Raw genomic sequence first — 12,584 nt, forward strand, 5'->3', positions numbered from 1 at the left:
CTCAATTTTACTTTAATTTATTATACAACTTTAATGCAGCAGCTACTACTGCATCCATATCGTAATATTTATATTCCGCTAATCGTCCTACTAGATGCACGTTTGTTAACGAATCTGCAAGCTTTTTATACTGCTTATACTTCTCTTGATTTTCTTCTGTAATGATCGGATAATATGGGGTATTTTCCCCGCGTACGTACTCTTCCGGATATTCACGTGCAAGCGTTGTTTTGCTATGCATTTGACCCGTTAAATGCTTAAACTCAGTAATACGCGTAAAATCGTAGCCATTTGGCGAATTCAGCTGTCCAACAGTTTGTTTATATTCAACGTTAAAAGTGTCATACTCAAAGCGTAATGAACGGTAGGGAAGCTCACCATATGTATAGTCAAATAACTCATCAATCGAGCCTGTATAAATAATGTGTCCCTCAAACGTCTGACCGAATAACATATGGCCACTCTCTGAAATCGTCATTACATCTTGGAACTTCGTGTTAAGCATAAGATGAATATTCGGATGATCCAGCATCTTTTTAAACATTTCCGTATAGCCAAACTTCGGTAAACCTTGATACTTATCTTGGAAATAACGATCATCACGTGAAATATAAAGAGGTACACGTCCTGTAACAGTCGGATCAAGCTCCTCTGGTCCAATTCCCCATTGCTTCAACGTATAATTTAAAAATATTTTGTCATATACATAATCCGCTAAAAATTTTAAATCTTCATCGCCTTGCTCACGAAGCTTTAAAATCGGAACCCTCACATTGTATCCAAGCAAACTAACAAGCTTTTGCTGTATACGTTCCGCCATCTCTTTCGGGAATACTTCATTGATTGTATTTAAATTAAATGGAATCGGTACTTCTTTCCCATCGATTTTTGTTAGCACACGATGCTCATAATAGTACCATTCTGTGAATTGAGATAAATAATGCCATACTTCTTTCGAACGTGTATGGAAAATATGAGGACCATATTCATGTATCAACACACCATACTCGTCAAATCGGTCATACGCATTCCCACCAATATGTTGACGTTGCTCGATAACTAACACTTTTTGATTTTGCTGTGAGGCGAGGCGCTCTGCTAGGACGAGGCCTGCATAGCCAGCCCCGATGATGATTGTGTTAAACATTTGAATACTCCTTATAAGGATTAATAAAATCTACACCTTCTACAAAACCTCTAGCTAGCAATTGCTCTTTAATAATATGATAGGCATGTATAGGAGAAATAATATACTTAATTCCCTTATGAAACTTTGGTAGCGTAACAACTAAACCCATATTTTTTTCTCCTATTCTCTTAGGATTGGCATCAAAAAAACCATCAACTTTTATTTTGTTTTTCTTTAAAAAATGATATATGCTTTGACCAGCTTCACCTGCTCCCCAAATATACATCGGCGAATCATTTACAGTAAATTCTTTTAGAACTTTCCGATTTAATTTTAATGAGAAATAGGTATTCTCTAAATAAATTTCTCTAGAAAATTCAATTTTAGGTAGATTATTTAAAGCTGCTAACTTATTAAAATATAAATAGATTTGTTTTAAATATGTTTCGTGACCTTCAGTCGTACTACGAGCGTTAGAATCATTTGTGCCATGTATTCGATAGTAAGTTAATGGTTCCATAATAGTATGGATTTTACCATAAAAAACACTTAGCAATGATAACCTTGCATCTGGCCATACGAAATTTAGACCATCTTCTTCAAGTGGTAGAACCTTTTCTAAAAATGACCGTCTAAATGATAGACCACTCGTTGGGACAAATAAATGAAAAAAATTATTGTCACTAAATATGTAAGATTTTATATCTTTTACATCCTTTATTATCGGTCGGATTTGATTTTTAAGGTTTCCATCACTGTCCATTTCTAACATTAAATTTTGAACAGTAGTTATTGAAGTATCATCTTTAAAAACTTTTAATATTTTTGAGATTTTATCTTCACTAAACTTGTCATCACTATCCAATAAACAAATAATATCACCTGAAGATTGTAAAAAGGCTTGATAAATTGCATTTGCTTGGTTTTCGTTAGAAGTATGATTATAGTTAGGATTTGAAATTATATTAATATGACTATTATATCTTTTTAAAACTTCCATAGATTCATCCGTTGAGCCATCGTCATAAACTATTAACTCAACGTTTTCTTTAAGACATGAATTAACTGCATCGCCTAGAAAATTAGCATAATTAAAATTATTAACAAGTACTGATACCTTCAATATTTTTACCCCTTATATTTCAAAAGAACTTTTTTGTTTTAATATTTTATCAAAAGATTCTTTTAACTGCTTACTTAACATACTAATATTATCGATTGAGATAGAATCATTAATAACTATAATAGAACGTTCTTGTTTCTCTATGAATTCCTTTATTCTTTCGATTTCTTGATCAGTTCTTCCAAAACTAAAACCAATTTTTCTATAATATACAGGTTCAAACTCTCCACTCATAATTTGCCAAGTCCGCATAAGATATTGACACACATCTTTTAAAGTTCTAAATTTATTTTTTGAAACATTATTTAATATTTCAGGTTCTGCATCCCATACCTTACTAAATGTAGATTTTTTAAATGCTTGAGGTAAATGTGGATGATAGAGTCCTGGAAAGTAATAACGTTTTGTATAAAACTCATTTAAATATAATTGATCTTGATATATTGAATTTAAATATTTATTCTTATTTTTCTTAACATATTTTTGAAAATCGAAATTCTGATTTATTACCCCAGCCTCAGTTGTTAGCATATGAATATAGTTATGTTGGTTATAGGTTGGATTAAAATAATTTGAAAAAACTGCCTCATCACAAGGTAAGTCATTTTTGAAGAAATTATCTGGATTTAAATAATTAATGATAAAAAAATCATCATTAAAATAAACAAAATTCTCTGCTAAGCCTTCTATTTTGTGTAAATTTATTTCAATTGCACAACTATTAAATGTAGGTAAATACTCTTCTTTCATGAATTCTTTATGTTTTACTATATTTAACTTAGGATGATTTAAGTTTAACCATTTTGGTACATGTCCATAAGTAACAAAATGAATTTTATTTACCCAGGGTGTAAATTTTTCTACTCCTCTAAACCAATATTGCAATAACCCCCAATCTCTGTATCTTAAATCCCCCCCTTGCTCTTCTTGAATATTACTACTTAACCCTGCATAAAAATTTTTTGTTGTTCTCCATTCAACATCATTATTATCTACCCATGTTACCACAAAATCTATCTTCATAATTTTCACCTCTCGAAATACTTTTTTCAATGTCGTAGGAAATAATTTAAAACATGTTTTGTCGTATGGGACACCTTTACGACTGAGTAACAGAATCATGCCATGCTTTTTAACTTTTCCTGAAATGTCTCACTGGAGGATCAATCCTATTGTTGGCTTATGTGCTTGTACATCGTTATCTAGTCCATCAATGACCATAAAGCCCAAAATTATAACCTACAATATTCATAGAATGCTAATTAAGATACGACGTTTAATAACATCATCAATCACGTACCGTGTGAATGTACATATTATCGGCTACCCATTTTTCATTAATTATCGTTGTTTGAAAAACATGTTCAATATATTTCAATATTCTTCCCTTAAAATTTATATTTGTGTAGACAAAATTTTTTTCTAATTTTCGGAGAACGTCAGATTTGTTCACAAGTCGTTGTAGCGCTTAAAATTGAAATTCACGCCCTTCTTTTAGTAACTATGCGTGTCTATAAATCTATTCTATATTTAGTAAATAAATTATGCAAAAAGTTTAATAATATTAAATACATATTACTTCACACAGTTATACAGTCTTTATCCAATAGAGTTTTTGATATCGCTTTCACATAAATTCGGCATTCAAATTGAAAGGGCAACTTAAAGAAGCAGTCGTGTAAAACCTGCAAAAGATAAGCTTTTAAGTTGGCATTGTTTGCATGCTTGCATATGAAGAAATTTCGTAGGTAATTAGATACGTACATAACTGTTTAAATACTACATTGGATGTGCCAAATAAAACAGGTAAGTTTTGCTTAATTCAACGAAGAAATGATTCAGTACTCTTCGAGATTTATATATGTTTTCAATTTCTTCTGCCTTCATGTCCATCAAATTGGTTACAACACAAATTTCCTCACATTACAGTGTTCCCAGAATACAAGTGATATCGGCAGTAACTGTAGACTCTATCCTTTTCATGACTTCCTTTCCATGATTTTTTTACCATTCAGTTGCAAATTCTCTGTATTTAAGACTTTCTTGTTCCTGATAGTATCGATCCACTTAATTGATGGAAAGATCGAAAACTAAAATTAAATCGTTTATCTCCCAGTTGTTCACCAATGGGACTGTCGTGCTTAAAAGCCTGTTTCTTAACACTTGTTAATGGGTTGATGGTTGTTTCATTAGTGATGCTTAAGTGTAGTGTAATGACTGAACGTTAACCATGATGAAGGCTATAGTGAGCGTGATTTACCAATTGGAAATGACTTGGACATATTCATTTGACGATGTGGGGAACGATTTAGTTTGCCAACTATAACTGCTTGCCGTAAACCTTTTCGCTTGATTACCATGCCCCCGAGTAAATACATTATATATATCTACGTGCTGTCTCAACATAATTAAACTCTGTTAATATCCTTTGTAGCTCTGATTCCGAAAGAAAGTTTTGAGTAAAGTGTAAAAAGGTGGGATGGGGAGTTCAATAGAGTTTCCTCCTTTCTTACTTTCTTAAAAGTTTTTGTCACTAAAGTTTCACATGAGAATATTTTTTATTTACGCAGTTTTATTAGTAGAATTATATAATCAATAATGTGATAATGCCCTAATTAAGTATTACGAAATTATACTTTATATGCAAAATACTTAAAAACCCAAATCTTCAAATGTAAATTTTATATCATCTATAATTTATTATTGACGAAAAAAGAAAGAAAGAACTGAATTTAAAAACTCAGTTCTTTTTGATCACTATTTTTACCTTATTTATATAGATTGCTTAAAAAGGTATAAACCGCATTTTCGATGAATAATACTCTTCATTTTTTCATTTTTTCACTCAACTCATTCACACCTTCAATACCAATAACATAATCTAGATTTCTTATCAAACCTAAATCATCTAATTGCAGTGCTATCTCTTTATAGTAATCACTAGCTATAATAATAAAATGTTTCTTTTCAATCGCAGATATACTCCACACAGGTTTCCCTTTAAAAAGTCCCCCAACTTTCCGTTTATTATTATCAATAAATCCAACTATATCCAAACTACGTTCTCTTAGTAATTCATACATATTGATTCCACCACTACCTGCTCCAAAAATTAATATATCCATTTTGTTAAAGAAGTTATATTGAGAGTTATAGGATATTTCAACCCCAGAAAGCTCCTGGTAATGTATAAACTCCTTTTTTAAAGGGTGGTCACATAAAAAACTCCAAGGCTTAATAGATGATGTGTAATGAATAGTATAGGGGTTATTAATAATAGACTCAATATAATCATCTTTATAAATTTCATATAGTGCTAAATCCTTTTTCGCCCATTGTCTAATTACATTCCAATTTTGCTCTAAGCAGTACCATTCATCTTGTATAATATAATTTAGTATATCTTGATCTGCATACGGTAAAACTAATGATGTAGTCTCATAAAACTCCAAACATCTTTCGGTAAAGTTTGTTTTTCTCATTTTATCCAGGTTCATAATCATTAGCCCTGCATTAAAATATCCTGGAAAATTAGTTTTATGTAAATAACTCTCCATTTCTAAATTGCAATCTTTCACTGCTCCTATATAGAATTCATCAATATCAATAGCGTCTAATTTTGAAATATCTTCTTTAAAGATAATATCTGAGTCTATATATATAATTTTATCTAAATCTTTCAATACTTTCGGTAAAAGTAATCGATAAAATGTTTCGATACTTAAATGTGCTTTATAATTTTTGAAATTTGTTAAATTTAAGTTATTTCTATCTAGAAAGATAAAATTCAGCTTCACCTTAATATGGTATTTAGAAAGTTTATTGTTCATGTATTTTTCATCAGACTTATCTAAATCCGAATTCAATATATATACATTTAAAATTTGATCTGTATTTTCCAAAATAGAACAAATTGTAATTATACAATAATTAACATATGCTCGATTAATAGACATAGCAATATTTAAAATTTCCAACGCCCTCATTTCATTCATAAAATCGATACTAGTTACCCTTAATCGTATATAAATTTTTATTCAGGAGAGATAATTTTCACATTAGTTAGATCATAATTTTGTTTCTGCATATTTTTAAGTATCTCATTATGATACATGCTACATATAAGAAGTGTAATCTTCTCTTGAGGCTCATTTAAAACCTCGGTCGGGGGATAAACTTTAACATTATAAATATAATTCCCCCATCGCTCACTATCATTATCTATGAATCCTTTAATTTCTATGTTACATATGTTGAATGCACGATAAACTTTTTTTCCAAATTCTCCAGTACCGAAAATAAAGATATTTTTACATGAATCTATTTCCTCATATATACTATCATCTTCCCATGTCTCCATTTTTTTTAATATATGAAAATACTCTTCTGATTTAATTTGATAATTTAATATATTCCACGGCTTTAATTTACTAGAATAATGTATAATTGCTGGGTAATTAGAGACTGTTTCATAACATTCTTCTGAATAATACTCTAAAAAATCTTCTTTAAAGGAATATATGGAATTTTGAACATTCCATTTTGGATGTAAACGTAACCAATCTCCTCTTAACACACCATTTAATATATCTTGATCACCAAAAATTATTTTTTCCCTATTTCCTTCAGTAAATTTAATAAATTTCTCTAAATATTTTTCAGTCCTCCATTTATTTAAATTAATTACTATAAAACCTGCATTAAAATAATCATTTTTCTCTTTCAACCCTAAAACTCTGTACATTACCCCTTCTAAGTTTGGAACAGCTGCTAATGGATACTTCCCAATATCAATATTCCATACATTAAGTAAGTCTTCTTTAACCACAATATCTGAATCAATATATATTACTTTCTCAATATTATTTGGTAATAACTCTGCTAAAAACAATCTAAATAAAGTTTCTACAGTTAGATGATCCGCAACTACTGGAAATATAGAAAACTTTTCTCTTTCTATTTTATAAAAGTTAAAACTTAAAAATGGATAACCTTTGAATATATCTTTCAAGAAAATTTCATCTTTAATTGTTAAGTCATTATGAAGAACATGAATAAATAGTTCCTTTTTAATTGTATGATTAATAATCGACTGCAACATTACTGAACAATATTTTATGTATTTTTTGTTAATTGAACATGCTATATGCATAAAAACAACTCCTTTCTCACATCTTGTTTTAAGCTTCAAAAATTATTATCTTGTTTTAATTATACAGAGAGTGTAATAAAATTGAATAAGTTAAATATTCAAACAATTCTTTTTCCCATAAAACCCCTTTATTGTGTTGGCGGTAGCTATCCAATTTCAAAATATGGACTATCGCCTGAACTTAATTTTGTTTGAAGAACAAGTGTAAAAACCTAATTACATGAAATGTCACAAATTCCGTTGAATTTACGCAATATTAGATATTTACCCATTATTTGGGTTGTTTGATGATTCAGTGAATAAGTACACCCAAAGAGAGCTATTTATAGAAATATTAATGGCTTTTTTATACATTTTATACAATACCTTTATATACAAAAAACTTATCACTTATATTTACCAAAGGATAGTATTCCAAATTTTTTAGCTGGAATTTTATTTCAGGGAAATATGTAATGGAACCAACTATAACAATAGTTTTATTATCTTTTGCTAACTTCTCAGTTGAAATAATAGGTAAATTCAAAAATTCGGTATTTTGTTTATGTTTATTATTATCGATAAAACCTTTGATTTTGAAATTCGGATAGAGCTTTTTTATTTCTTCTAATACTAAACTTCCGCCTTTAGATGCACCAAAAATATAGAAATTAAATTCACTAATTTCCCCTAATCCTTCTAGGAAATTTGCCCACAAAGTTTTTTGCCTATATTCCCAGTAAAGCTCTTTAAATTTAACCTCTGAAAATAATACCCAAGGTTTAGGTGTAAAAGAATAATGTATCACACTAGGTATATTATAATTTAATTTCGAAAGCAAAAATTGATTTGATATTAAATAATTCCATTCGGAAGAAATTTTTTTAAAATTTTGTTGTGTAGCATAATTTAATACATCTTGATCACAAGTATTTCTAGGGTTTAAAGGACTGAGCAGAAACTCTAAACATCTTTCTCTGAACTCTTTTTCCCTACATTTAACTAGGTTCATAATCATTAATCCTGAATTAAAATATAAAGTATCTGGTATTCCTAATTCTGTTGCGAATTTTTTATTATGATCTAGTGCCGCTGCTAAATAGTAATCACTCACATCTATTCCCCAAAGTTCCTGAATATCATTATTGATAATAATATCACCATCTATATATATTACCTTATCTATGTTATCTAACAGTTCAGGTATTTCTAATTTTAAATAGGCTGTTTCAGTTATATAAGATCTTTTATTAAAATTTGTAGTATCTAATCCCCTACAGTGTTTAAATATTACTGATACACCAAAAGGTTTAATACTTTCAACCATTTTTCTTATATTATCTGTATCTAATTTTTTATAAACAATATAAATATTAATATTAGTCTTTTTTTTAGTATTTAATATTAAAGACGTAAGCATCGTTGTAGTATGACTTATATATTTGTCATCTACACAACAAACTATATTCATTTTGTTATCTCCCTATATATTTTTAATAATCGCTGTTAATAAACACATATTTATTAAAAATACATGCTCTTTCACCCAAACTTGTGTTTGACCGTACATTCGAGCTACGGGGATGCTTTCCGTAGGCACGTTTTCAATCATCTTGTTGCCCCTGTCGCCTCACTTTTGCTTGGAAGTTCTTTGCTGTTACCGACAAAAGTTTTGCTCTGTAGCGAAATGCACAGTCTGTAGTTACAATTGCCTCCCTTCGATCCTCAAACTTTACTCGGTCAAGAACAAATTTCAGTGTTGAACCAAAATTCTTGTAATATATATTTCATTGAATCATATCTAAAATAACTCTTTAAGTAGCTCACTCGCTTTTTGATGATTACCATCTGAATATTCCAAACACTTTTTTAAACTCTCAGCAGCTAACTCATTATTTTTTTGCTCAATATGAATTTTCCCCATATAAAAAAATGCTGAAATAATAAAGTTATTAGATTTTGTTATAGCAGTTTCGTTAATGTTGTCATACAAAAGAGTATACATTTTTAATTTTTCTAGTGCTTCTACAAGATTATTTTTATGAATTAAAGCTCGTCCACTATAATATAAACTATCTAAATTTAGTTTATTAAAATATTTACATAACTTCAAAATTTGATCATACTTTTGCTCGTCAAAAAATTGCTTAAAGATTTCTCCTAATATACCTGTTCTTTCTTCAATCAAAGAAACAAAGTCTTCTGCATAATTTTCAAAGCATTCCTCGGAAATCAAGCGATTAGTAAACAGCAATATATCCCTTTTCTTAATCTTTTTTCGATTTTTTAATGCTTTTTCTAAAGCAATAATAGTAAATTTCATTTCATTATTTAAATCACCTAGTTCTTTATATGCAAGTGCCACATATAAAGCTTCTTTATAGGAATCCGTTCCCTCATAATTATTAACAATTTTTTCAAATTCCTGATCCGTGAAATAGATACTAAACAATATTTCCTTTCTTAAAGACCCACTATCAAAATTAGGAGATTTAATATTGTCAACAATTTTAAAAAAAGTTGATTCAAATAAAGTTTTGCTATTATCTATTATAGTCTCATTGATTTTTTCTTTAAATTTTTTTTGTTTATCAATTGCTTGAAGTATCTCATATTTTGTTTTTGCTTCTACTACCCATCCATTTTCAATCTCTTTTTGAAAGAATAATTTAGAGCTGTCATGCAATGTAATAGAAGGAACGTTAAATTCTTTTGCCTCAATTACACAAGTAGAAAAGGCTGTAATATGAATATCCACATGTTTTAATAGAGCTGGTAAGGGTAAATTGGTTGCTTTTAATGTTTCAACTTTTCTTTTTGTAATAAATTCTGCCAATTGTTTCTCACAAAAATCATGTTCATTTTTATATTTATGTAACATTTGCTGATGGTATCTAATATAGAATTTCCAATTAGGAGGTGAAACCCTAATAACCTCTATAACCCAATTAGGTATGTTATATTTCCACCCAACTAAAGGATACAAGGGTTGTACTGTAAATAATATATTGATATTTGAGTTGTTTAGATATTTATTTACTTCTTGATCATAAAACTTAGTAAGAGTACTCTCTTCATTTTTCCACATTTCTGTCCAGGGATTTCCTCCTATTACTACATCATGTCTTTCAGTTTTAGATACCCATGTTTTAATTGGTAATCCATGTTCTTTTGACCAGCACCAGAAATATGTGGGGAGAGTATTAAAGCCATTAACAGGTATACTGTTCCAATTATGATAGTATACACTTCGTTGATTCCCATGTTGTATATCTATACTTGGGATATTCAACTCTCTAGCTGCTAATATTAATGCATAACTTATAAGTTGATAATAATTAACTATAAATACACTTTTAATTTTTTTTTGAAGTATAATTTCTCTAAATCTTTCTTTCCAATAGAGAATTTGTGTTGCCATCCACTTTACTTTAGAAATATCAGGGACATCATTTTCGTCTTTTGTCAAATACAATATTTTTTCTCTAACTTCCTCAAATCTATCTAATTTTAAATCTAGATTTTCAAGATTTTCCAAGTCCTGTGAAGCAATTAATTGATTTTGTAACGAATATGTATTTTCAATGACAGGAACCTTGCCGGCATTCTGATAGCTAAAATCTAAATTAATTGCCTTATATCCCATTCTCTTTGATATTTCATAAAAAGGGTCAGAAAGTCTATTATACCAAATTGAATTTAGTTTAACTCTATATTGGGAATCAGAAAGAAAAATTATATCTATGTCTTTATCATCAAAAATATGTGATAAAGATGGAATTTCCTTTGGATTTTTAGTAATTTCATATATTTCATTATTTATTTTACTCTTTGACTTTAATAAATTTAATGAAGTTACTATTCTAAAGATAGGCCAAAAATCTATTTCATTTATCTTCCAATTTTTAACAGGTAAGTTTTTCTCGATATAATTAATTGTTTGCATTATTTTTAGTTCGTCCATTTTTATACCTACCATTATTTTTTTTGTAATCAGAAAGAATTTACTAAAAAGCCACAGCACAAACTTTTTATTATCAATGATATCTTTATTTATGGCATTCTTTATTTGCTTTAAAACTCAAGCTTAATAGAGTTTAATAGAGTTTAATAATGGAAATAATTCTTAGCTGAAGACTTTCAAATTCTCTTCTTCAAAACAAGATGTACCTCTGAAGAAAATTCCGATTGATCTAATATAAGTTGTACACTATTCATAACTTCTTTGAACTTATCTTCAAATATTTCTAAAATTTTCTGAGAAACATTTTTTTCTATTAAATTCAGTCGTAATACTCTGTATAAATCCATAGAATCTGCTCCAAATTGCCATTTTCCTATTATATCAAGATTAAATTCTTCGCAAAAATATCCTATAGATTCATTGCTATAAAGATGTGTATGCCCTCCAGCTAATTGTCTATGAAACATATCTTCTTTCAAGAATTCAAAAAATACAGAGTATGAAAAGAGTGGTATAGATATATATATATATTGAATATTAATATTCTTTTCAATAGCAGATAATATCTTCCTTGGGTTTACTAAATGTTCTAATACGCCTATCATGGATACTACTTTAGCGGAAGTATTTAATAATACCTCCTCTAAGTTATCCAATTCCACTAAATTTACCAATTGTTCTCCCAACATTTCATTAGCAAATATAACTTGTTTTTCTGAAACTTCATACCCTTGTATATTACTAAAACCTGAATTCCTCAATGCCTGTAAAAAGTATCCAGACCCTGCCCCAACATCTATTATTAAATCATTTTTATTTAGGCTACTTATTATAATATCTTTTAAAAAAAAGGATTTTGGATCATAAACAGATTTTACCCTATCTAACCATAACTTTTTCGTTTCTGAATGATAAAGGTCTTTAGAGTAGTAGTTTGTTTCATCTTCTACATATACTGCATAGGCAAACTCTTTTGTATCTTCATATATACCATTTAAATGCCCACAATTGCTACATAATTTATACTCTATTTTTTGTTTGGAAAAATCAACTTCACTCATCAATAAATGATTACAGTTTTTACATTTCTCCCTCAAGATTTGATTACGTGCTACATTGATAATTTTTTTTTGATTTTCGTACAAAGAATCATTATTTTTAATAAAACTTTGTTTTAAATCAAATATATCATTTATATCTTTTCCGAATTTTTTCATGTTATACTCCTAGTCTAGTT

9 protein-coding genes are annotated in these 12,584 nt (G+C 28.8%); all 9 read right to left on the bottom strand.

Annotation, left to right across the window (positions count from 1 at the left end):
• Positions 1-7: 7 nt before the first annotated feature.
• Complete coding sequence (glf, locus tag CD31_RS08150) at positions 8-1,147, bottom strand: UDP-galactopyranose mutase (RefSeq protein WP_036076764.1); 1,140 nt, start codon at positions 1,145-1,147, stop codon at positions 8-10.
• On the bottom strand, positions 1,140-2,252 hold the full coding sequence (locus CD31_RS08155; RefSeq protein WP_036076766.1) for a glycosyltransferase: 1,113 nt from the start codon (positions 2,250-2,252) through the stop codon (positions 1,140-1,142). Before CD31_RS08155 ends, glf begins: the two co-directional genes overlap by 8 nt.
• Positions 2,253-2,264: 12 nt before the next feature.
• Positions 2,265-3,275, bottom strand: a complete 1,011-nt coding sequence (locus tag CD31_RS08160) for a Stealth CR1 domain-containing protein (RefSeq protein ID WP_052125353.1) — start codon at positions 3,273-3,275, stop codon at positions 2,265-2,267.
• A 1,802-nt stretch (positions 3,276-5,077) separates the two neighbouring features.
• The gene (locus tag CD31_RS08165) at positions 5,078-6,247 is read right to left on the bottom strand and encodes a glycosyltransferase (protein WP_081977474.1); all 1,170 of its coding nucleotides are present in this window, start codon (positions 6,245-6,247) and stop codon (positions 5,078-5,080) included.
• A 38-nt stretch (positions 6,248-6,285) separates the two neighbouring features.
• A complete protein-coding gene (locus CD31_RS08170; protein WP_036076771.1) occupies positions 6,286-7,404 on the bottom strand; it encodes a glycosyltransferase in 1,119 nt (372 codons plus the stop codon).
• Between the two features lie 355 nt (positions 7,405-7,759).
• On the bottom strand, positions 7,760-8,854 hold the full coding sequence (locus CD31_RS08175) for a glycosyltransferase family 8 protein (protein WP_036076774.1): 1,095 nt from the start codon (positions 8,852-8,854) through the stop codon (positions 7,760-7,762).
• Between the two features lie 12 nt (positions 8,855-8,866).
• Positions 8,867-8,995 carry a hypothetical protein gene (locus CD31_RS24000; RefSeq protein WP_280522776.1) on the bottom strand — a complete coding sequence of 43 codons (129 nt, stop codon included), beginning with the start codon at positions 8,993-8,995 and terminating at the stop codon, positions 8,867-8,869.
• Positions 8,996-9,184: 189 nt separating this feature from the next.
• Positions 9,185-11,347, bottom strand: coding sequence for a tetratricopeptide repeat protein (locus tag CD31_RS08180; RefSeq protein WP_036076776.1), 2,163 nt, complete (start codon positions 11,345-11,347; stop codon positions 9,185-9,187).
• 176 nt (positions 11,348-11,523) lie between these two features.
• On the bottom strand, positions 11,524-12,564 hold the full coding sequence (locus tag CD31_RS08185; RefSeq protein ID WP_036076777.1) for a class I SAM-dependent methyltransferase: 1,041 nt from the start codon (positions 12,562-12,564) through the stop codon (positions 11,524-11,526).
• Positions 12,565-12,584 lie beyond the last annotated feature (20 nt).

Origin of the sequence: Lysinibacillus boronitolerans JCM 21713 = 10a = NBRC 103108 (assembly GCF_000772935.1) — a bacterium.
In the GTDB taxonomy this organism is placed as follows: domain Bacteria; phylum Bacillota; class Bacilli; order Bacillales_A; family Planococcaceae; genus Lysinibacillus; species Lysinibacillus boronitolerans.

What these genes read in the sequence shown, in the direction of transcription:
- glf (WP_036076764.1), bottom strand. Translation starts at nt 1,147, where the DNA reads ATGTTTAACACAATCATCATCGGGGCTGGCTATGCAGGCCTCGTCCTA.
- CD31_RS08160 (WP_052125353.1), bottom strand. Translation starts at nt 3,275, where the DNA reads ATGAAGATAGATTTTGTGGTAACATGGGTAGATAATAATGATGTTGAA.
- CD31_RS08165 (WP_081977474.1), bottom strand. Translation starts at nt 6,247, where the DNA reads ATGAATGAAATGAGGGCGTTGGAAATTTTAAATATTGCTATGTCTATT.
- CD31_RS08170 (WP_036076771.1), bottom strand. Translation starts at nt 7,404, where the DNA reads ATGCATATAGCATGTTCAATTAACAAAAAATACATAAAATATTGTTCA.
- CD31_RS08175 (WP_036076774.1), bottom strand. Translation starts at nt 8,854, where the DNA reads ATGAATATAGTTTGTTGTGTAGATGACAAATATATAAGTCATACTACA.
- CD31_RS24000 (WP_280522776.1), bottom strand. Translation starts at nt 8,995, where the DNA reads ATGATTGAAAACGTGCCTACGGAAAGCATCCCCGTAGCTCGAATGTAC.
- CD31_RS08180 (WP_036076776.1), bottom strand. Translation starts at nt 11,347, where the DNA reads ATGGACGAACTAAAAATAATGCAAACAATTAATTATATCGAGAAAAAC.
- CD31_RS08185 (WP_036076777.1), bottom strand. Translation starts at nt 12,564, where the DNA reads ATGAAAAAATTCGGAAAAGATATAAATGATATATTTGATTTAAAACAA.